This is a genomic window from Streptomyces sp. SAS_281 (genome assembly GCF_052542855.1).
The window spans coordinates 47,544-68,565 of the sequence record NZ_JBMNDO010000021.1 but is presented as its reverse complement, the minus strand read 5'-3'; the positions used below and the strand labels follow the sequence as shown (position 1 = coordinate 68,565).

At 73.0% G+C, this 21,022-nt stretch carries 15 protein-coding genes; 5 read left to right on the top strand and 10 right to left on the bottom strand.

Annotated features, from left to right (window positions below):
• Positions 1-175 precede the first annotated feature (175 nt).
• Entirely contained in the window at positions 176-1,423 is a 1,248-nt protein-coding gene (locus ACN6LM_RS10870; protein ID WP_445065116.1) for an MFS transporter, read from the top strand.
• Here ACN6LM_RS10870 and ACN6LM_RS10865 read toward each other — a convergent pair.
• The 7 genes from ACN6LM_RS10865 to ACN6LM_RS10835 all read right to left on the bottom strand — a co-directional run bounded on the left by ACN6LM_RS10865 (position 1,410) and on the right by ACN6LM_RS10835 (position 12,443).
• Positions 1,410-1,637, bottom strand: coding sequence for an SDR family oxidoreductase (locus ACN6LM_RS10865; protein WP_445065133.1), 228 nt, complete (start codon positions 1,635-1,637; stop codon positions 1,410-1,412). The two genes, ACN6LM_RS10870 and ACN6LM_RS10865, sit on opposite strands and share 14 nt — an antisense overlap.
• Positions 1,638-1,790: 153 nt before the next feature.
• Positions 1,791-5,546 carry a S8 family serine peptidase gene (locus ACN6LM_RS10860; protein WP_445065115.1) on the bottom strand — a complete coding sequence of 1,252 codons (3,756 nt, stop codon included), beginning with the start codon at positions 5,544-5,546 and terminating at the stop codon, positions 1,791-1,793.
• A 109-nt stretch (positions 5,547-5,655) separates the two neighbouring features.
• Positions 5,656-6,807: an XdhC family protein gene (locus ACN6LM_RS10855; protein ID WP_445065114.1), complete on the bottom strand. Its 1,152-nt coding sequence runs from the start codon at positions 6,805-6,807 to the stop codon at positions 5,656-5,658.
• Positions 6,808-6,840: 33 nt separating this feature from the next.
• Positions 6,841-8,298, bottom strand: a complete 1,458-nt coding sequence (locus ACN6LM_RS10850) for an NCS2 family permease (protein WP_445065113.1) — start codon at positions 8,296-8,298, stop codon at positions 6,841-6,843.
• Between the two features lie 267 nt (positions 8,299-8,565).
• Positions 8,566-10,950 (bottom strand): xanthine dehydrogenase family protein molybdopterin-binding subunit, encoded by a 2,385-nt coding sequence (locus ACN6LM_RS10845; RefSeq protein WP_445065112.1) that lies wholly within the window; start codon positions 10,948-10,950, stop codon positions 8,566-8,568.
• Positions 10,951-10,953: 3 nt separating this feature from the next.
• Positions 10,954-11,550 carry a (2Fe-2S)-binding protein gene (locus ACN6LM_RS10840; RefSeq protein WP_445065111.1) on the bottom strand — a complete coding sequence of 199 codons (597 nt, stop codon included), beginning with the start codon at positions 11,548-11,550 and terminating at the stop codon, positions 10,954-10,956.
• A 2-nt stretch (positions 11,551-11,552) separates the two neighbouring features.
• Positions 11,553-12,443 (bottom strand): FAD binding domain-containing protein, encoded by an 891-nt coding sequence (locus ACN6LM_RS10835; RefSeq protein WP_445065110.1) that lies wholly within the window; start codon positions 12,441-12,443, stop codon positions 11,553-11,555.
• 257 nt (positions 12,444-12,700) lie between these two features.
• Here ACN6LM_RS10835 and ACN6LM_RS10830 point away from each other — a divergent pair, with 257 nt between their 5' ends.
• Positions 12,701-14,413, top strand: a complete 1,713-nt coding sequence (locus ACN6LM_RS10830) for a PucR family transcriptional regulator (RefSeq protein WP_445065109.1) — start codon at positions 12,701-12,703, stop codon at positions 14,411-14,413.
• A 164-nt stretch (positions 14,414-14,577) separates the two neighbouring features.
• Positions 14,578-15,363 carry a hypothetical protein gene (locus ACN6LM_RS10825; RefSeq protein WP_445065108.1) on the top strand — a complete coding sequence of 262 codons (786 nt, stop codon included), beginning with the start codon at positions 14,578-14,580 and terminating at the stop codon, positions 15,361-15,363.
• A 42-nt stretch (positions 15,364-15,405) separates the two neighbouring features.
• Here the strand turns inward: ACN6LM_RS10825 and ACN6LM_RS10820 are convergent, their stop codons facing one another.
• Positions 15,406-16,170 carry a GntR family transcriptional regulator gene (locus ACN6LM_RS10820; RefSeq protein WP_445065107.1) on the bottom strand — a complete coding sequence of 255 codons (765 nt, stop codon included), beginning with the start codon at positions 16,168-16,170 and terminating at the stop codon, positions 15,406-15,408.
• Between the two features lie 145 nt (positions 16,171-16,315).
• Between ACN6LM_RS10820 and ACN6LM_RS10815 the strand changes: the two genes are divergently transcribed.
• Together ACN6LM_RS10815 and ACN6LM_RS10810 are read left to right on the top strand one after the other, a co-directional pair.
• Positions 16,316-17,164, top strand: a complete 849-nt coding sequence (locus ACN6LM_RS10815; RefSeq protein ID WP_445065106.1) for a (2Fe-2S)-binding protein — start codon at positions 16,316-16,318, stop codon at positions 17,162-17,164.
• A 206-nt stretch (positions 17,165-17,370) separates the two neighbouring features.
• Positions 17,371-18,450, top strand: coding sequence for a DUF2637 domain-containing protein (locus ACN6LM_RS10810; protein WP_445065105.1), 1,080 nt, complete (start codon positions 17,371-17,373; stop codon positions 18,448-18,450).
• Between the two features lie 49 nt (positions 18,451-18,499).
• Here the strand turns inward: ACN6LM_RS10810 and ACN6LM_RS10805 are convergent, their stop codons facing one another.
• Both ACN6LM_RS10805 and ACN6LM_RS10800 read right to left on the bottom strand, forming a co-directional pair.
• Positions 18,500-18,865 (bottom strand): ATP-binding protein, encoded by a 366-nt coding sequence (locus ACN6LM_RS10805; RefSeq protein ID WP_445065132.1) that lies wholly within the window; start codon positions 18,863-18,865, stop codon positions 18,500-18,502.
• A 156-nt stretch (positions 18,866-19,021) separates the two neighbouring features.
• Positions 19,022-20,905, bottom strand: a complete 1,884-nt coding sequence (locus ACN6LM_RS10800; RefSeq protein WP_445065104.1) for a serine/threonine-protein kinase — start codon at positions 20,903-20,905, stop codon at positions 19,022-19,024.
• Positions 20,906-21,022: the final 117 nt, after the last annotated feature.

Here is a 21,022-nt window from a genome sequence, read left to right as displayed (position 1 = left end):
CGCCGGGAATTGCGGGACAGCCCTTGGCAGCGCTCTCTGCTACCTTGCCCGCGTGTCTCTTCCTCGTGCGTAGGACCCCGTCGAGACCGCGCCCGGCGTACCGGGTGCGGCACTCCGGTGTCCCCGCATGCCCGCGGCGCGTCGACTCCGCGCCGCCCTCCCGAGGAAGACCACCGTGTCCACTCCTTCGTACCTCGCTGTCCTGCGCGTGCCGCACGCCGCGCGCGCCTTCGCCGCCGCGCTGACCGGGCGGCTCTCCTACGGAATCGCCCCGCTCGCCCTGCTGCTCGCCGTCAAGGACGCCACCGGTTCCTATGCGGCCGCCGGCACGGTGATGGCCCTGTTCGGGGCCGCCAGTGTGGTCCTCTCCCCGGCCCGTGCCGGGCTGATCGACCGGTACGGGCCGCGCCGCGCCCTGCCGCCGATGGCCGGTCTGTACGCGGTGCTGCTCGCCGTCCTCGCCCTGGCCACCTGGCGGCCGGGCGCCTCCCCGCTGGTCCTCGGGGTCCTCGCCACGGCGGCCGGGGCCTGCACGCCGCCGCTCGGCCCCGTCATGCGGACGCTGTGGAGCGAGCTGGTCCCCGACCGGGACCTGCTGCGCCGCGCGTACAGCCTGGACGGGGTGGCCGAGGAACTGCTCTACGTCTCCGGGCCGTTGCTGGTGGGCGTCGCGGTGACGGTCACCGGGCCCGCCGTCGCCGTACTGGCCGGCGCGGTACTGGTCGCGGCCGGGGCGGTGGCGCTGGTGACCTCGCCCGCCGTGCCGCGCGGGAAGCCGGACCGCGGAACCGGGGCGGACGGGTCCGCCGCCCCCGGCCTGCGGCTCGGGGCCGTGCCCGCGCTGCGGCGCGCCGTGCTGGTGACGGCTGCCGTGGGGCTCTGCCTCGGGGCCCTCGACCTGCTGGTGGTGGCCCTGACCGAGGCGATGCACCGGCCGGGGGCGGTGTCCTGGGTGCTGGCCGCCCTGTCGGCGACGAGCGCGGTCGGGGGCCTGGCCTACGGCGCGCTGCGGTGGCGGGCCCCGCTCGGGGTGCGGCTGCCGGTCATGGCCGCCGGTCTGGGCGCGGCAGTGGCCGCGGCCGGTCCGGCCGGCAACGTCTACGTGCTGATCGCCGTGGTCGGCGCGGCCGGGCTGTTCGTCGCGCCGGCGCTCACGACCGCCTACCTGATCGCGGACGAGTCGGCCGACGCGGCTCGGCGCACCCGGGCGGGCGCCTGGGTCAACACCGCGTTCAACGCGGGCTCGTCGGGCGGCAGCGCGGCGGTGGGGCTGCTGGTGGACCGGCTGCCGCTCGCCCTGTGCTGCGCGGTGGCGGCGGCCCCGGCGCTGCTGTGCGCGGGGGCGGTCCTGGGCACCGGTGTCCGGCGCGCCCGCGCCGGGGCGGGGCTGCCGGAGGCGGCGGAGCAGGTCAGCGGAGCTTGATCGCTCCGCCGTCGGCCATCAGGGTCTGACCGGTCATGTAACGGGCGTCGTCGCTCGCCAGCAACGCGACGACGGGCGCGACGTCCGTGCGCGGGTCGCCGAAGCGGCCGAGCGGGACCTTGGCCGCGGAGAGGGCGTACTGCTCGGGATGCGCCTCGGCCCGGGCGGCGACGCCCGCGGTCTTCGCCATCGGGGAGACCACGTCGACCCGGATCCCGTCTGCGGCCCACTCGTCGGCGACGACCCGGCTCGGTCCGCGGACGGCCTCCTTGCCGTCGTCGGTCTGCTCGGTGAAACGGGCGGACGCGGAAGGCGGCCGCCCACCCGCTCCCGGGTGGACGGCCGCCTCGTACGAGGGATCAGCGGATCACTTCAGGCCGAACGCCCGGATGATCTCCTGGTCCACGGCGAGGCCGCCGCCGGCCTCGGCGTGGGCCTTGAGCGAGACCGCGGTGGCGCCCTTCTTCGGGGTCTTGAACCGGGCGGTCCAGGAACCCGTCCGGTCCTTCTTGAGCTGCACCGGGCTCCAGGTCTTGCCGTCGTCGTAACTCACCGACAGGGACGCCTTCGTGGCCTTCACGGCGCCGTCCAGCCACTCCTGCGTGGTGGACGACAGGCCGATCTCGGTCCACTTGCCGGCCCGTACGTCACCCGCGAGGTCCGTGGTGACGTCGTAGTCGAGCTGGAGCATGGGGATGTCGACCTGGTACGGGCCGTCCGGGTCGTTGGCGCCCGAGACGAACGACCACTCCGAGTGGGTGCGGACCGACGTCTTCCAGGTGTCCGCGTCGCGCGAGGCGTCGAGCACCAGACGGTAGGGCAGCTTCTCGTCGGACAGGTCCCCGACGTAGCCGGCGCGGCCCGGTGCCTCGTCGAGCAGCTTGTCGCCCTGGTAGACCGCGGCCTTGCCGGTGTCGTACTCCTTGTCCGGCATGGCGCCCGAGTGACCGGCGCCGCCGTCCGTCCACGGGGTGATGTTGTACTGGATGTCGCCCCACTGGGAGCGGAACGGCCCCCAGTAGCCCGTGCCGAGCCGCGGTCGGGTGACGGGCGCGAACCACTCGGCCTTGTTGGTGGAGCCGGCCCGGTAGTCCATCTCGCCGCCGCGCTCCTCCAGCGCGGTGTCGGTCCCCTCGGCGTTGTACTGCGCGTGGTCCTCGTACCAGAACGAGGCGCCCGGCAGCGGGGTGACCCACTCGGTGCGGGTTCCGGGGAACTTCTCGTACTCGGCGAAGCCGAGCCCGGGGCCGTACTCGGGGATGTCGTAGCGGAAACCGCCGCCGACGACGTCGCGGTGGCCGTAGAAGGTGTTCTCGATCTTCGCCAGATCACGGGTGGAGGGGGCGAAGGCGAGCGAGCGGTCCGGGACGGTGCCGTCGTGGCGGTCGACCAGGTCGTAGACGTAGCTGGCGTACTTGTGCTGCTCGACCGTCAGCTTCCTGCCGCGCTGGGCGGCCTTGATCAGGCTCTCGCCGGCGAGCCGCTGGACGGTGGCGACCGGAAGGGCGAGCGTGGTGCCGTAGTCGCCGTAGGACTCCATCAGCCGGCCGTCGCCCTGGTTGACGACGAACAGCGCCTTCGCGCCGGCGGCGACCGCGGCGGCGACCCGGTCGGCCGGGGCCACCGCGTCGCTGCTGCGGATCACGACGGCCTTGCCCTTGGCGTCGAGGTGCTGGTACTCGGCGGCGGAACCGTTGCCCGCGTAGACGCCGCGGAGCCGGGAGCGGCTGTCCTCGGCGACCGGGGAGCCGTTCTGCACGGTGACCGGGACGTCCCGGCCGTCGGCGGTGAGGTCGAGCAGCTTCTCGCCCTGGCGCCAGCGGGTCAGGAAGGAGAAGTCGCCCTGGGTGACCTTCTTGGTGGGGCTCGCCCACAGCTGGTCGTACGTCAGCGGGATCTGGTACGCGTCGCGCTGGACGGTGCCGTCCGGTGCGGTGCGCGCCATGTCGTACCGCAGCTGGCGGGTCTCGGTCTCCTTCGGCGTGCGCACGCTGATCTTGCGGGCCTTGGAGGCGTCGAGCGTGGCCGTGACCGGCTTGTCGAGGATGATCTCGGGGGCCGCCAGGAAGGCGACGGCCTTGGAGTCGGCGGTGTCGCCCTTGACGTCGGCGGCGGTCCAGGCGGTGTAGTTGCCCGGGGGCAGCCTCAGGGTGGTGTCGCCCGAGACCGCGACCGGCGACAGGTTCGGGTCGCCGAGGGCGCCGAGGACGACGGTGCCGTCCATGGGCTTGCCGGAGCGGTCGCGGAGCCGGAGCGTGAGGTCGTAGAGCTCCTGCTCCTTGTTGAGCGCGAAGCCGGTGTGCGCCACGACGGCGCCGGAGGCGTCCTTGGCGACGACCTGGCCGGAGAACGTGGTGCCCGCGTCCACCTTCGACGGGTCGAGCGTGAGGACGGCCTCGGCGGTGGAGCCGGCCGGAACGGTCAGCTGCTTCGCGGAGAGCGTGTACGCGTCCGAGGCGCTGTCCGTCGCCAGGTCGAGGGTGACGTCGGCGGCACCCGTGTTGCGGTAGGTGATGGTGCGTTCGGTGACCGGGTCGGAGGCGCTGTGCGGCCAGTTGTACGCGGCGACCGCGACGGAGCCCGTGGCCTCGACGGTCGTGTCGATGGCGGCCTTCACATCGAGGCGGCCGGTGCCCTGCTCGTACGGGGTGTAGGCGGGCAGCACCTTGGACGAGGTCATCAGCGCGTCCTTGATGCGCTGACCGGACCAGTCGGGGTGGCGCTGCTTGAGGATGGCGGCGGCGCCGGCGACGTGCGGGGTCGCCATCGACGTACCGGACATCGACTGGTACATGCCCTGGATGCCGGGGACCGACTGCGAGGCCGCGGCGTTGATGTCGACGCCCGGCGCGGAGAGGTCCGGCTTCAGGCCGTAGCTGCGCACCAGCGGGCCCATGGACGAGAAGTCGGCGCGGCCGTCCTGCTTGTCGACGGCGGCGATGGTGAGCGCCTTGTCCGCGGAGCCGGGAGAGCCGATGGTGCCCGCGCCGTACGCGTTGCCGGCGGCGATCACGAAGAGCGGGCCGCCGTCCGCGGAAAGGGTGTTGACGGCCTGGGACATGGGGTCCGTGCCGTCGTCGGCGACCGGTGAGCCGAGGCTCATCGAGACGACGTCGGCGCCCTCCGCCCTGGCCCACTCCATGGCCTCGATGATGCCGGAGTCGGCTCCGGAGCCCTCGTTGCTGAGGACCTTGCCGACGAGCAGCCCGGCCTCGGGGGCGACGCCCTTGTTGACGCCGTCGGACGCGGCGCCCGAGCCGGCGATGGTGGAGGCGACGTGCGTGCCGTGGCCGTTCTTGTCGTCGACCTCCTCGCCCGGGACGAAGCTCTTCGCCTCCAGGATGCGGTCCTTGACGTCCGGGTGGTCCTCGTCGATGCCGGTGTCCAGGACGGCGACCTTGATGCCCTTGCCGTCGTAGCCCTCGGCCCACGCCTGCGGGGCGTTGATCTGGGGCACCGAGTCCTTGAGGGCGGCCTCGGCGCGGCCGTCGAGCCAGAGCTTGGCGATGCCGTTGTCCAGCGAGCGGGCCGTGGCGGTGCGCGCGATGTCGTCCCAGAAGGCGCGGGCGGTGTCCTTACCGGCCTTGAGGGCGGCGCCGTGGATGGACTCCAGCTTCCGGACGGCCTTGCTGCCGCGCGGGGCGGCGGGCAGCGAACGGGCCTTGGCGGCCGGGTAGGTGGCGATCAGCGGGATGCCGCCGGTCGTCCTGTCGTCGTAGCCCATCTTCGCGAGCGCCGAGACGTTGAAGAGGCGGCGGTCGAGCCTGCCGGCCGCGAGGAGGCTCTGCGCCTCGTCGGGGAGGACGTAGATGTCGTCCCCGGCCTGCTGGACGTGGACGCCACCGGTGGCGCCCTCGGGGCGGTCCACGGTCACGGTGTCCCGGTTGCCCGCGCCGTCGGCGTAGTGGACGACGTCACCGGTGACGAGGGTGATGTCGTAGCGGTGGACGGGCCCGGCCGCGGGGGTGGTCCCGGCGGCGGGGGCCGGGGCGGCCGAAGCGGTGCCCGTGGCGGGGAGCAGCACGCCGCTCACCAGGGCCGCGGCGGTGGCTATGAGGAGGGTGCGTCGCCCGGCGCGAGCGGGTCTCGCCCGGCCCGTGGCGGTGGAGGGGGTGAATGTCATGGGTGATGATCTACCGGTAAACCGGCCGCCGCGGGACGGTCCGCGCCTGGCGCGAATGTGCCGTGGCGGCTAACCGCCGGTCGTGGACGGCCTTCCCCCGGGACATACTTCAGGCCACCGAGCCGATGCGCCCCGCCGGGGGCAGTCCGCCGGGGTGGTGGATCGGGGTGTGCGCGCCGGTCAGCGGGGCGCCGCTGCCGCCGCGCCGGACGGCGACGATCTCGGCGGCGATCGACAGGGCCGTCTCCTCGGGCGTACGGGCTCCGAGGTCGAGCCCGATCGGCGAGTGCAGGCGGGCCAGCTCCAGCTCGGTCACCCCGGCCTCGCGCAGCCGTTCGTTGCGCTGGAGGTGCGTGCGGCGGGAGCCCATCGCGCCGACGTACGCGACGGGCAGCTTGAGCGCCGCCTCCAGCAGGGGGACGTCGAACTTGGCGTCGTGCGTGAGGACGCACAGGACCGTGCGGGCGTCCACCGCGGTTCCGGCCAGATAGCGGTGCGGCCAGTCCACGACCAGCTCGTCGGCGTCCGGGAAGCGGGCCTTCGTCGCGAAGACGGGCCGCGCGTCGCACACCGTGACGTGGTAGCCGAGGAACTTGCCGGTCCGGACCAGGGCGGCGGCGAAGTCGATGGCCCCGAACACGATCATCCGGGGCGGCGGCACGCTGGACTCCACGAGCAGCGTGAGGGGCCGGCCGCAGCGCGAGCCGTCGGCACCGATGGTGAGGGTGGCGGTGCGGCCCTGGTCCAGCAGGGCGCGGGCCTCGGCGGCCGCGGTGCGGTCCAGCTCGGGGTGTCCGCCGAGCCCGCCCTCGTGGTGCCCCTCGGGGCGCACGAGCAGGGGACGGCCGAGGAGTTCGGCGGGGCCCTCGGTGACGCGGGCGACCGCGGCCGCCTCGCCGCGCGCGGCGGCGGTGAGCGCGGCGGTGTACACCGGCCGGGCGGGGTCGTCCGCCCGGACCGGGGTCACCAGGATGTCGATGACGCCGCCGCAGGTCAGGCCGACCGCGAAGGCGTCCTCGTCGCTGTAGCCGAAGCGTTCGAGGCGGGTCAGGCCGTCGTCGAGCGCCTGTTGGCACAGCTCGTACACCGCGCCCTCCACGCACCCGCCGGAGACCGAGCCGATCGCCGTGCCGTCGCGGTCGACGGCCAGCGCGGCCCCCGGCTGGCGGGGGGCGCTGCCTCCGACGGCGACGACGGTGGCCACGGCGAAATCGCGTCCCTGCCCGGCCCAGCGGTCGAGCTCTTCGGCGATGTCCAGCATCTCGGTCTCCTTGCGGGTGAGTGGGGCGGCGGGTCAGCTGACGCCGAGCCAGCTCTCGATCGGGTGCAGGGCGAAGTAGACGACGAAGATCACCGTCAGGCCCCACATGAACGCGCCGACCTCGCGGGCCCGGCCCTGGGCGGCCTTGATGGCGGCGTACGAGATGACGCCCGCCGCCACACCGGTGGTGATGGTGTACGTGAACGGCATCAGGACCACCGTCAGGAACACCGGGATGGCCACGGAGCGGTCGCTCCAGTCCACGTGCCGGGCGTTCTGCATCATCATCGCGCCGATGACGACGAGAGCGGCGGAGGCCACCTCGGCGGGCACGATCGCGGTGAGCGGGGTGAAGAAGAGGCAGGCGGCGAAGAACAGGCCGGTGACGACGGAGGCCAGACCGGTCCTGGCCCCCTCGCCGACGCCGGTCGCGGACTCCACGAAGACCGTCTGCCCGGAACCGCCGGCGACACCGCCGATGGCCCCGCCGGCGCCGTCGATGAACAGCGCCTTCGACAGGCCCGGCATGCGGCCCTTGTCGTCGGCGAGCCCGGCCTCCGTGCCGACACCGATGATGGTGGCCATCGCGTCGAAGAAGCCGGCGAGCACGAGGGTGAAGACGATGAAGCCGACGGTCATCGCGCCGACGTCGCCCCAGCCGCCGAACGAGACGTCACCGAAGAGCGAGAAGTCCGGCGAGGAGACCGCGGAGCCCTTGAGCTCCGGCGGGCCGCTGCTCCAGATCTTGGGGTCGACGTCCGCGACCTTGTTGATCACGACGGCGACCACGGTGCCGACGACGATGCCGATGAGGATCGCGCCGGGGATGTTGCGGGCCTGGAGCATGAAGATCAGCAGCAGGGTGACCGCGAAGACGAGGACGGGCCAGCCGGCGAGTTCCCCGGCCGGGCCCAGGGTCACCGGGGTCGCGGTGCCCTTGCCGACGAATCCGGCCTTGTAGAGCCCGATCAGGGCGATGAACAGGCCGATGCCCATGGTGATGCCGTGCTTCAGCGGGAGCGGGATCGCGTTCATGATCAGCTCGCGCAGACCGGTGACCACCAGGAGGCAGATCACCGCGCCGTACATCACGCACATGCCCATGGCCTGGGGCCAGGTCATTTCGGGGGCGACCTGCGAGGACAGGACACCGGAGACGCTGAGGCCCGCGGCGAGCGCCAGGGGGACCTTGCCGACGAAGCCCATGAGCAGGGTGGTCGCCGCCGCCGCGAGCGCGGTGGCGGTGATCAGGGCGGGCTGGCTGAGCAGATTGCCGTCGACGTCCTTGCCGCCGAGGATCAGCGGGTTGAGCAGAAGGATGTACGCCATGGCCATGAAGGTGGTGACACCACCGCGCACCTCCCGGGCCACGGTCGAGCCGCGGTCGGATATGTGGAAGTACCGGTCGAGCCACGATCTGCCGGCGGGGACGCGCGAGCCGGGGCCCGCGTCCTCCGCACCGGTCTTCGGCTGCACTGACTGCTGGGTCATGATGCCTGACTCCCAAGGTTCACAGGGGCACCCGCGATGAAGAATCGAAATGCGGGATTTGGGATGACTGCGCTGGCGGCACGACCCGGGGGACGGCCCGAGACGAACTGTTCATGCAGGAAGGAACGGAACGGTCGGGCCGTTCCGGTGCGGGGGGTGCGGGGCCGCGAGCGGGGCGGGACCCTGGGCCTCCGGGCGGTGCGGGCCGGGAAGTGTGACGTTCACCGGTGGCGCGCACCGCCCGGAGAGCTGGTGGTGGAGCCCTCGTCAGACGCCGGTGAGGTGTTCCGGCCGGACCGGCGTCCGGTCGAGCTCCAGACCCGTCGCGTTCCGGATCGCCGCGAGGACGGCCGGGGTGGACGACAGGGTGGGGGCCTCGCCGATGCCGCGCAGCCCGTACGGGGCGTGGTCGTCGGCGAGTTCGAGCACGTCGACCGGGATGGTCGGCGTGTCGAGGATGGTGGGGAGGAGGTAGTCCGTGAAGGAGGGGTTGCGCACCTTCGCGGTCACCGGGTCGACGATGATCTCCTCCATGACGGCGATGCCCATCCCCTGGATGGTGCCGCCCTGGATCTGACCGACCACCGACAGCGGGTTGAGCGCCTTGCCGACGTCCTGGGCGCAGGCCAGTTCGATGACCTTGACCAGGCCCAGTTCGGTGTCGACCTCGACCACCGCGCGGTGCGCGGCGAAGGAGTACTGGACGTGGCCGTTGCCCTGTCCGGTGCGCAGGTCGAAGGGCTCGGTGGGCCGGTGGCGCCATTCCAGCTCGACGTCGACCGCCTCGTCCTCCAGGACGTCCGCGATGCCGGCCAGCACCTCGCCGCCGTCGGTGACGACCTTGCCGCCCTCCAGGAGGAGTTCGGCGGTGGCCCAGGCGGGGTGGTAGGTGCCGAACTTGCGGCGGCCGAGTTCCAGGACCTGTTCCCGGACGGCCTCGCAGGAGTTCTTGACCGCGCCTCCGGTGACGTACGTCTGGCGGGAGGCGGAGGTCGATCCGGCGGAGCCGACCTTGGTGTCGGCCGGGTGGATGGTGACCTGGGAGACGCCGAGTTCGGTACGGGCGATCTGGGCGTGCACGGTGACGCCGCCCTGCCCGACCTCGGCCATGGCGGTGTGGACGGTCGCGACGGGTTCGCCGCCGATGACCTCCATGCGGACCCGGGCGGTGGAGTAGTCGTCGAAGCCCTCGGAGAAGCCGACGTTCTTGATGCCGACCGCGTAGCCGACGCCGCGTACGACGCCCTCGCCGTGGGTGGTGTTGGAGAGGCCGCCGGGCAGGGCCCGTACGTCGGCGTGCTCGCCGGCGCTCTCCCACTGGCGCTCGGGCGGCAGCGGCATGGCCTTGACCCGGCGCAGCAGTTCGGCGACCGGGGCGGGCGAGTCGACCTGCTGTCCGGTGGGCAGGAGGGTGCCCTGCTCCATGGCGTTGCGCTGCCGGAACTCGACCGGGTCCAGGTCCAGTGCGGCGGCCAGCTTGTCCATCTGCGCCTCGTAGGCGAAGCACGCCTGGACGGCGCCGAAGCCGCGCATGGCGCCGCACGGGGGGTTGTTGGTGTAGAGGGCGATCGCCTCGATGTCCACGTTGTCGATGACGTACGGGCCGGCCGACAGCGAGGAGGCGTTGCCGACGACGGCCGGGGACGCGGAGGCGTAGGCGCCGCCGTCGAGCACGATGCGGCACCTCATGTGCGTGAGCTTGCCGTCGCGGGTGGCGCCGTGCTCGTAGTGGAGGCGGGCCGGGTGGCGGTGGACGTGCCCGAAGAACGACTCGAAGCGGTTGTAGACGATCTTCACGGGCTTGCCGGTGCGCAGCGCGAGGAGGCAGGCGTGGATCTGCATCGACAGGTCCTCGCGTCCGCCGAAGGCGCCGCCGACGCCGGAGAGCGTCATGCGGACCTTCTCCTCGGGCAGGCCGAGGACGGGTGCGATCTGGCGCAGGTCGGAGTGGAGCCACTGGGTCGCCACGTACAGGTCGACCCCGCCGTCCTCGGCGGGTACGGCGAGGCCGGACTCGGGGCCCAGGAACGCCTGGTCCTGCATGCCGAAGTAGTAGTCGCCCTTGACGATCACGTCGGCCCGGGCCTCGGCCGCCGCCACGTTACCCCGGACGATCGGCTGGCGGTGGACGATGTTGGGGTGCGGCACATGGCCGATGTGGTGGTCGTCGCGGCCCTCGTGGATGAGGGGGGCGCCGGGTGCGGTCGCGGACGCCTCGTCGGTGACGACGGGCAGCTCGCGGTAGTCGATCCGGATCTTCGCGGCGGCGCGGCGGGCCGTCTCCGGGTGGTCGGCGGCGACCAGCGCGACGGGTTCGCCGTGGTGGCGGACCCGGCCGTGGGCGAGGACGGGGGTGTCCTGGATCTCCAGCCCGTAGTTCTTCATCGCGGCCGGCAGGTCGTCGTAGGTGAGGACCGCGTAGACGCCGGAGGTGGCCAGCGCCTCGGAGACGTCGATGGAGACGATCTCGGCGTGCGCGACGGTGGAGCGCAGGGTGTGGCCCCAGAGCATGTCCTCGTGCCACATGTCCGAGGAGTACGCGAACTCGCCGGTGACCTTCAGGATGCCGTCGGGGCGCAGCGTGGACTCGCCGATGCCGCCCTTGGTGCGGCTGCCCTGGTTGATGTTGGTGGGGGAACCGGTAACGCCCATCGTCTAGACCGTTTCTTCCGCGCGGGCGGCCGCGAGGCGGACCGCGTCGAGGATCTTCTCGTAGCCGGTGCAGCGGCAGAGGTTGCCGGAGAGCGCCTCGCGGATGTCCGCGTCGGACGGCTGCGGGGTGCGCTCCAGGAGCTCGTCGGCCGCGACCAGGAGGCCGGGGGTGCAGAAGCCGCACTGGACGGCTCCGGCGTCGATGAACGCCTGCTGGATCGGGGAGAGCTCCCCGGTGTCGCGGGTCTCGTCGCCGCCGGCGGGCTCGGCCTTCCAGCGCTTGGCCCGGTCCAGCGAGGTGCCGCAGGCGCCGGAGGCGCAGCCGGTGCCGGGGTGGGCCTCGGCGCGGTGGGCGGCGAAGTCGGCGAGCCCCTCGACGGTGACGACGTCGCGGCCCTCGACCTGACCGGCGGCGACCAGGCAGGAGCAGACGGGGACGCCGTCGAGGCGCACCGTGCAGGAGCCGCACTCGCCCTGCTCGCAGGCGTTCTTGGAGCCGGGCAGGCCCATGCGCTCGCGCAGGACATAGAGGAGGGATTCGCCCTCCCAGACGTCGTCGGCCTCGTGGCGGCGGCCGTTGACCGTGAAATTGACGCGCATGATCAGGCGGCTCCTTCGGTGCTGCGGCCGTTGCCGCGGTAGGACTCCCAGGCCCAGCCGAGAGTGCGGCGGGCCATGATTCCGACGGCGTGCCGGCGGTAGCTCGCGGTGCCGCGCACGTCGTCGATCGGGTTGCAGGCGCCGGCGGCGAGCGTGGCGAACTGCTGGGCGACGGACGGGGTGATGATCGTGCGGCTGTCCCAGAACCCGCCCTCCTCCAGGGCGGCGTTCAGGAACTCCTCGGCCTCCTTCGCCCGTACGGGTGTCGGGGCGGCCGATCCGATGCCGGTGCGGACCGTGCGGGTCCCGGGGTGCAGAGCGAGGCCGAAGGCGCAGACGGCGATGACCATCGCGTTGCGGGTGCCGACCTTGGAGTACTGCTGCGGCCCGTCGGCCTTCTTGATGTGCACGGCCCGGATCAGCTCGTCCGGTTCGAGGGCGTTGCGCTTGACGCCGGTGTAGAAGGCGTCGATGGGGATCATCCGGGTGCCGCGTACGGACTCGGCCTCCACCTCGGCTCCGGCCGCGAGCAGGGCGGGGTGGGCGTCACCCGCCGGGGAAGCGGTGCCGAGGTTGCCGCCGACGCCGCCCCGGTTGCGGATCTGCGGCGACGCGACGGTGTGCGAGGCGAGCGCGAGCCCGGGCAGCTCGGCCCGCAGGTGCTCCATGATCTGGCTGTACGGGACCGAGGCGCCGAGCCGCACGTTCTCCTGGCCCACCTCCCACTCGGTGAGCTCACCGACGCGGTTCAGATCCAGGAGGTATTCGGGGCGCCGGTGGTCGAAGTTGATCTCGACCATCACATCGGTGCCCCCGGCGATGGGCACAGCCGTCGGGTGCTCGGCCTTGGCGGCGAGCGCCTCCTCCCAGCTTGCGGGGCGAAGGAAGTCCATGGTGGCTCTCTTCTTCTCAATCGGGTTTTCACGCTGGGCTGGGTGACGGCCGGCCCTCGAACTTGTTCATGTCTTGTTCACGCGGTGTGTGGCCCAGTACACAAGCCCTGCTCCACCTGGTGCAGTCACCGAACCCATGAAGGAGTTGGCTGGTCTCCGCTCATGTCTTGTAGATTCGAACGAATGGCGGGGCTCAACAGCCTCACCGCAACACCCAGACTTCACCCGTACCAACGAAAGAGATCGGCGGCGACCCCATGCGGCTGCGCGCACTGCTGGAGAACGACGCGCTGGGCCTGCGGCTGCTCGGCGGCGACGAGGAGCTGGACCGGTCGGTCCGCGGCGTGATGACGACCGACCTGCGCGACCCGAGCCGCTACCTCACCGGCGGCGAGCTGGTCCTGACCGGTCTTGCCTGGCGCCGGGACGCCGAGGACTCGGAGCCGTTCGTGCGCATCCTGTCGGGCGCCGGGGTAGCCGGGCTCGCGGCCGGCGAGGCGGAGCTGGGCGACATCCCGGACGATCTCGTGGAGGCGTGCCGCCACCACCGGCTGCCGCTGTTCGCGGTCCACGAGACGGTCGCTTTCGCAACGATCACCGAGTACGTGGTGCGCCAGGTGTCCGGCGAGCGTGCGGGCGACCTGGCGGCCGTGGTGGATCGGCACCGCAGGCTGATGACCTCGGGCCCGACGGGTGGCGGCCCCGAGGTGGTCCTCGATCTCCTGGGCTCCGACCTGGACCTCCACGCCTGGGTGCTCTCCCCCACCGGGCGGCAGATCGCGGGTGCGGGCGCCCCGCTGCCCGCCGCCGCCGGGGCCGAGCTGGCCGGGCTGCATCTGGCCGCCGTCCGCTCCGGCCGCCGCGCCCCGCACCGGGCCGCCCTCGGCGGTACGACGTATTCGCTCTTCCCGATCCGGAACAACGGCCGGGGCGGCGCGGTGCCGCCCGCCCGCGACGTCCGGGAGTCGGTGCTCTCCGACTGGCTGCTCGCCGTGGAGGCCGACGCGAGCGACTGGCCGGCCGCGCGGCTCGACCTCCTCCAGGGCGTCACCCAGCTGATCGCGGTCGAGCGCGACCGCCGCGACGCGGCCCGCACGGTGCGCCGCCGGCTCGCCCAGGAGGTCCTGGAGCTGGTCCAGGCGGGGGCCGCGCCCGCCGAGATCGCCGCCCGGCTGCGCGTGGCGGCCCCGGTCCTGCTCCCCGGCCTCGGCACCGCACCGCACTGGCAGGTGGTGGTGGCCCGGGTCGAGTGGGACGCGGACGGCGCGTCCGGGGTCCGGGGCGGCCCGGTCGCCCAGGCCCTGCTGGAGGAGATCCTGGTCGATCCGGCGGCGACCGGCCCCGATTCGGCGGACCGGATCGCCGTCGCGCACACGGGTGACGAGGCCATCGCCCTGGTGCCGCTGCCCGCCGCCCCGGACGCGCCCCAGGACGGTGCCGGGGACGCGGACGCCGACGCACCGGACGTCGGGCCCGCCCTGCACGCCGACGCGCTGCTCGCCGCCGTGCGCGCCCCGCTCTCCGCGGGCCTCGGCGACGACGGCCGCCTGACCCTGGGTGTCAGCGCCTCGGTGCACTCGGCGGAGGGTCTGCGCGGCGCCCTGGAGGAGGCCCGGCACGCGCGCCGGGTGGCGGCGGCCCGGCCCGGCCGGGTCTGCGCCGCCGGCCACCACGAGCTGGCCTCGCACGTACTACTGCTGCCGTTCGTCCCGGACGACGTGCGGCGGGCGTTCACCGCCCGGCTGCTGGACCCGCTGCGCGAGTACGACCGGCGCCACCGCGCGGAGCTGATCCCGACCCTGGAAGCCTTCCTGGACTGCGACGGTTCGTGGACCCGCTGCGCGGCCCGGCTGCATCTGCACGTCAACACGCTGCGCTACCGGGTCGGGCGAATCGAGCAGTTGACGGGGCGTGACCTGGCACGCCTGGAGGACAAGCTCGATTTCTTCCTCGCCCTGCGGATGAGCTGAAATCCCGGGCCGGACAAGGGCTGTACCCCGTGCGGTCGATTGTGAAAAGTTTCACCTGACATTGCCTCGACCTCTTGGCCCGGCGTGCCATTCCGTGCTGTGATGCGGCCCATACTCAACAGCTCGAAGGCGCGCTCGGGGAGGGCAACGTGGCGCATACCGCCATGTCTGGTTCCGGAACGACAGCAGATGACGATCCTCCGCTCCAGACCGCGGTATGGCGGCTGCGCTCACGCGCCTGCTGGACGGACGCCGCGGCCCTGCTGGAACACGACGCCGCCACCGACCCGGCCGCGGCCCTCCAGCGGACGGCCCTGCTGACCGAGCGGTGCCTGTACACGGGGCAGGGCTGGACGGACGCCGAGGACGCCCTGCGCACCGCCGAGGCCATGGCCCACGACGACGAGGAGCGCGGCGCGGCGGCCTGCGAGCGCGGCTACCTCGCGTACGCCTCGACGCTGCTCGGGGTGCGGGACCGGGCCGACGAGGCCCGGGTGGCGCTCGGCCGGGCGGCGGCCCTGCTCTCCCCCGCCGCCCAGGGCCGGCCGCTGCTCGACTTCCGGCGCGGCCTGATCGCGCAGAACATCGCGGACTCCCCGCAGGCCGCCCGGGCCGCGTACCGCAGGGCGCACGCCGGCGCCACCGAGCAGGGCGACGCGCTGCTGCTCTCCTCGACCTGGCGCCATCTCGCCCTGATCGCGCTGCGCGAGGGCGAGCTGGCGGAGGCCCGGCACGGCTTCGCGGAGTCCCTGCGGATAAGGGAGGAGCTGGGCTATCTGGTCGGTACGGCCCCGGCGCTCATCGCGCTGGCCGACGCCGAGTCCGAGCCGGAGGCGGCGACCCGGCTGCGCGCCGAGGCGGCCCGGCTCTTCCGGCTGCTGGGCGGCGTCCCGACCTGGCTGGGCCCGCACCTGGACCAGCCCCCGCCGGAGACGGTCGGGGCGAACTGAGACCGAGGCGCCCGTCCCCGTACGCCTCAGGGCCTACGGGGGTCAGCCGTCGGCGCCCGCGAAGTGCTCGCGCACCAGTGACTGGACGACCGCCACGTCCTGGGCGATCAGCGCGTCGAGCAGCGCGGTGTGCTCGGAGGCGTCGGCCAGCAGGTCGGCGCGCCGGGTGACCGGGTTGTCCATCAGGGGCCACTGGGAGCGGCGGTGCAGGTCGTCGGCGACGGCCACCAGGCTGGGGTTCCCGGCGAGGGCGAGCACCGCGCCGTGGAAGGCCCGGTCCGCGTCCGCGTAGCCGGCCCGGTCGCCGACGGCCGCCGCGGCCACGGTGGCGTCCGCCAGCGGGCGCAGCGCGCACCAGCGGGCGGGCGGGACGGTGCGGGCGAGCCGCAGCATGACGGGGACCTCGATCAGGGCGCGGACCTCGGCCAGCTCCGCCAGCTCGCGCGGTCCCCGCTCGGCGACCCGGAAGCCCCGGTTCGGTACGACCTCCACGGCCCCCTCGGTGGCCAGTCGCTGCATCGCCTCGCGCACCGGGGTGGCGGAGACACCGAAGCGGGCGCCGAGGGCCGGCGCCGAGTAGACCTGGCCGGGGACCAGCTCGCCGTCGACCAGTGCGGCGCGCAGGGCCTCCAGGATCTGGCCGCGCACGGAGTGCCGGCGCACCTGGACGCGGGGGGCGGGCGCCTCGTGCGGGTGCTCCCCGTGGGTGTGCTCGCCGCGGGCCTGCTCGGGCACCCTGACGGCCGAGCCCGGCACGGCACCGCCGTACGGGGGACGCACCTCCTCGCGCGCTCCGCCCTGCTCCACGGGCACCTCCTCGGCCGGTCACGGGCGCGCTCGCGCGTCGGGCGCCCTGTGTGCACGATAGGCGTAACGACCCCCGGTTCACACATTGATACGGCAGGGTAAGGTAAGGCTTACCTGCTGACGATCGTGAATCGGTGGTCCCCGCATGACCCTGCCCGCCCTGCTCCCCGCGGTGACGGCCTCACCCGTGGCCGACGCCTACGCGCGCCTGACCGAGGTCTTCCCCGGGCTGCGCGCAGAGATCCTGGCCGACGGCGAGAGCGCCCCCGGCGGACCCGGCTGGGTCGGTGCGCACGAGCTGGCGGCGGGCGGTGAGGCCCTGGACACGTTCCTCGCCTTCGACTCCGAGCAGGTGCGGCGGGACTACGGCCAGGAGGGCCGGCCCGATGTGATCGCCAGCTTCGGACTGCACCGCTACGCCTGGCCGGCCTGCCTGCTGGTGACGGTGCCGTGGTTCCTGCACCGCCGAGTGCCCCGCGTCCCGGTCGAGGACGTCTCGTTCCAGCGGGCCCTGGGCCATCTGACGCTGCGGGTGCGGGAGTTCGCCTGCCTGCCCGGCGACCCGGCGGCCGGGTCGCCGGGGGCCCGGGTGGTGGCCGACGAGGCGGCGCTGCGGGCCGAGGTGCTGGACGCGGTGGCCGAACACCTGGCCCCGGTCCTCGAGGGCTTCCGGCCGCGGATGCGGCGCGGGAAGCGGGCCCTGTGGGGGATGGCGACCGACGAGATCGTCGAGGGCCTCTGGTACGTCGCCCATCTGCTGGGCGAGGAGCGGCGCGCCATGCGGGAGCTGGAGGCGCTGTTGCCCGGCACCACCGAGCCGTACGTCGGCACGGCGGGCTTCCGCGAGCTGACCGGGCCGAACGGCGAAGCGCTGCCGACCCGGGACCGGGCGAGCTGCTGCCTCTTCTACACGCTGCGCCCCGAGGACACCTGTGTCACGTGCCCGCGTACGTGCGACGAGGAGCGGGTCCGCAAACTGACGCCCGCGCCCTGATCCACTCCGCCGCGCCCACACCGCCCGGACGGGTGGCGCGTATTCGAACACCATGCGCACACCGCTGAAGGGCGTTCGACCAGAACGCCCATATCGACGGTCTCCTGCACCCCGTTGGCGTTCTCTTGTCCCGAAACCGCCTGGACGGGAAGGGATTTCCGCCACGATGGCGCCCGAAACGCCCTACGTGACGCAAGGGACCGCGCATGAGACTGACCGACATATCGCTTGACTGGCTGCTTCCGGGCGCCGTGCTGCTCGTGGGGGTCATGGCGGCGGTGGCGGTGGTCGCGCGCGGAAGGCGCGCCTCTGACACAGCCTCGGCCGACGACAGCTGGGAACGCAGCGAGGAGCGGCGCAGACGCAAGGAAGCGATGTACGCCACCGCTTCGTACGTGCTGCTGTTCTGCTGCGCGGCGGTCGCCGCCGCACTCTCCTTCCACGGGCTCGTCGGCTTCGGCGAGCAGAACCTCGGCCTCTCGAACGGCTGGGAGTACCTGGTGCCCTTCGGCCTGGACGGGGCGGCGATGTTCTGCTCGGTCCTGGCCGTACGGGAGGCCAGCCACGGGGACGCGGCGCTCGGCTCGCGCCTCCTGGTGTGGACCTTCGCCGGTGCCGCCGCCTGGTTCAACTGGGTGCACGCGCCGCGCGGCATCGACCACGCGGGTGCCCCGCACTTCTTCGCGGGCATGTCGCTCTCGGCCGCCGTGCTGTTCGACCGCGCGCTGAAGCAGACCCGCCGGGCCGCGCTGCGCGAGCAGGGCCTCGTGCCCCGGCCGCTGCCGCAGATCCGGATCGTGCGCTGGCTGCGCGCGCCCCGGGAGACCTTCGGCGCCTGGTCGCTGATGCTCCTCGAAGGCGTACGCACGCTGGACGAGGCGGTCGACGAGGTACGCGAGGACCGCAGGGAGAAGGAGCAGAACCGTCTCCGCAGAAGGGACCAGGAGAAGCTGGACCGGGCGCACATCAAGGCCCTGAACCGGCAGAACCGGGCCTGGGGCCGGCTCGGGCGGGGTGGCTCCCCGGTCGAGGTGCCCGCACTGGCCCCGGGGACGGGCTCCGCGCAGTCCGTCGCGGAGCCCGCCATATCCGAGCCGGGTCAGCTGCCCCTGCGACCCCGGCCATCCCTGCAAGCCGTGAACCACTCGAACTCGGCGAGCGTCCCTGAACTGGGCGCGAGCGAATCGGCCGCGGTCGACCTGACCGCCGAGGACGACACCCAGGCCCTGCCCCGGCTCGATTCGCTGGAGCAGAAGCTGAAGGACCTGGAGCAGCAGTTCGGCTGACACGGGACGGCGGACGTACGCGAACGGCCCTGGTGGTCCGGAAGGATCGTCAGGGCCGTTCGCCGTCCAGTTCGAACCACACCACCTTGCCCAGCGAGCGGGGGCTTATCCCCCAGGAGTCGGCAAGGCTCTCCACCAGGACAAGTCCCCGGCCGTGCGTACCGTCGTCGGCGGACGGTACGTGCGGCCCGGGGTCCATTCCGGGGACGAAGTCCCGCACCTCCACGCGCAGGCGGCGGGGTGCGACGCTCACGGCGACGACCGCGCCCTCGTCCGTGTGCACCAGGGCGTTGGTCACCAGCTCGCTGAGCAGCAGCTCGGCGACCTGCGCCGGTTCCTCCTTCCACCGGTAGCGCAGTAACTCCCGCACTGCACCGCGGACTTCTCCCACGGCGGCCAGATCGGCCCGGTCCACCCTGCGATGCATCCGGGCCTCTTCGTGACGCTCCATCGTTTCCCCCGCCCACACGGTCATTCGCCCCCTGTCTCGAAGGTGCTCACGCAATGCATGCCCCGCCTACCGGCTGTCACGCTTGCGGAGTCCTACGGAGCGGAGGCAATCGTGCGGGGCTCAGGCGCGTTTGTAGTAGTACTTCATCCCGCTGACGTCGTGCTGGATGCCGCTGCCGTTGGTCACGAAGAAGGTCGCGCCCGTCGCGGTGTAGCAGTACCCGGGGTTGGGGCCGACGAGCTTGAGCGTCCCCACGTTGAGCCGGCTGCTGGTGCTGGACGTCACCTCCGCCTCGTACGGGCAGTTGTTGTACACGTAGTCGCTGAGGCGCACCACTCCGTTCTTGGAGATGGTGATGGTGCCGGGCTGACCCGGGTTGTACACCTCCCCGAACTTCCAGGTGCCGACGAACGCCGCCGGCACCGTGCCGCTGTCGCCGCCGCCCGAGCCGCCGGCGGAAGAACCGCCCGACGTGGTGGTCGAACCCCCGCCGCCGGACGTGCTCGTGGAGCCGCCCGAACTGCTGCCGCCCGAACTGCCGCCGCTGGTCGTGGTGGAGGAACCGCCCCCGGTGGAGGACGAACCGCCGCCGGAGGAACCCCCCGTGGACGAGCCGCCGCCCGTGGTGCCCGCGTCGCCGGCGTTCCGGCCGTCGGTGCCCGGCTCCCCGTCCTTGCCGTCCTTCCCGTCCTCGCCGGCGTCCGCCTTCTTCCTGCTCGGTGACTTGCTGGGCGACGCCTTCGGGCTCCTGCTCCCGGCCGGCGAGGCGCTGCCTGCAACCGAGGGCCCCGGTGCGGCGGTCGGGCCGGTCGAAGTGGCGGCCGGGGGCGCCGCGTGCGCGTCGGCGCCGTCGTGGCTGAACGGCTGGAGGACGGCCAGCGTGCCGCCGCCCCCGCCGATCACGACCACCAGCGGGATCGCGACCATCCAGGGGCGGCGCCGCTTCTCCCGCTTCGGCTTCTCCTCCATCCTCTCGTCCTCCCCCACCGCCGCCGCCTCGGGCGCCGCCCGGAGGTCCATCGTCGCCCGGTCGCCCTCCTGGCGCAGCGGCTCCGCCTCGGCGTCGAGCAACTGCGCCGACTGGCGGGCCAGGTGGCTCACGACGGCGGCGGGCAGCCACGAGGCGGCGACCGGCCCCGCCTCGCGCCCCGGCTCGGCCAGCAGCTCGTCCACGGAGGGCCGGTCCTCGATCGGCTTGGCCAGAAGCCGGGCGATCAGTGCCTTGAGATCCGCGTCCCGGACCCGATCGAGCTCGGGTTCGGCCTCGGCGATCCGGTACATGATCGCGTGCTGGTTGCTCGCCCCGTGCCCGAAGGGGAGCGTCCCGGTCGCCGCGTACGTGAGGACGCAGCCGAGGGTGAAGACGTCGCTCTTCGGTACCGCGCTCTCCCCGTGCACCTGCTCCGGGGCCATGAACCCGGGCGTGCCGATCATCATGTTGGTACTGGTGAGCAGGGACTCGACGGCGGTCCCGACGGCACGGGCGATCCCGAAGTCGATGACCTTGGGCCCCTCCATCGTGAGCATCACGTTGGACGGCTTGAGGTCGCGGTGGACGATGCCCGCCGCGTGGATGTCCTTCAGCGCGTGCAGCAGCCCCGTGGCGAGCGCCTGCACCGAGGCGGCGGGCAGGGCGCCGTGGCCCCGCACGACCTGTTCCAGGGAGAGCCCGGGCACGTAACCCGTGGCTACCCAGGGGAATTCGGCGTCCGGCGCCGCGTCCAGGACGGGCGCGGTCCAGCGCTCGCCGACGCGCCGTGCCGCTTCCACCTCACGCCTGAAACGGCCCCTGAACTGCGGGTCCGCGACGTGCTCCGGGTGCACCACCTTGACCGCGACGGTGCGGCCCCCGTCGGAGCGGGCGAGGTAGACCCGGCCCATGCCTCCCGCGCCGAGCCGCCCCAGCAGCAGATAGGGCCCGATGCGCGCCGGGTCCGTCGGCGTCAGCGGCTTGATGCCTCCGTCGAGGTAGTCCTCGTCGCCCACGTGGTCGTCGTTGTTCACATCGGTCTCCTGAAGTCCCCATGTACGGCCGTGACTTGGCGCGGCAAACGTTCAGTGTGAAGCAAAGAGGGCGCCGATTGGAACAACTTCCGGAAACAATTCCGGAACCTTCTTCTA